The following is a 319-nucleotide window of genomic DNA, read 5'->3' as shown; positions in this document are numbered from 1 at the left end:
CTCTGAAGTTTTCTTGTGTTCGCAGTAAAGATGGTGGAGCTATGCGGGATCGAACCGCAGACCTCCTGCGTGCAAAGCAGGCGCTCTCCCAGCTGAGCTATAGCCCCATCGGTGTTATCTCTGTACCGGTAATTTTTCCTGAGACAAGGCGTGGTGAAGCGAAGCATACTGAAGTATGCGAGCTTTGCCACAACGCAGTATTCAGGGAAAATTTGGTAGGCCTGAGTGGACTTGAACCACCGACCTCACCCTTATCAGGGGTGCGCTCTAACCACCTGAGCTACAAGCCTGCAGAGATTATTTACTGCTCTATTTCATC

2 tRNA genes are annotated in these 319 nt (G+C 50.8%); both read right to left on the bottom strand.

Going from position 1 to position 319, the window contains the following annotated elements:
* Window positions 1–31 precede the first annotated feature (31 nt).
* Window positions 32–107: transfer RNA gene (locus ACQUTP_RS25705), tRNA-Ala, on the bottom strand.
* Between the two features lie 106 nt (window positions 108–213).
* Window positions 214–290 (bottom strand) — tRNA-Ile (locus ACQUTP_RS25700).
* Between the last annotated feature and the right edge of the window lie 29 nt (window positions 291–319).

Source organism: Klebsiella sp. 2-CIP_Kleb. (assembly GCF_050378715.1).
GTDB lineage: Bacteria > Pseudomonadota > Gammaproteobacteria > Enterobacterales > Enterobacteriaceae > Klebsiella > Klebsiella quasipneumoniae.
The sequence above is the reverse complement of the archived record's forward strand: the minus strand, read 5'-3'. Positions and strand labels throughout refer to the sequence as shown.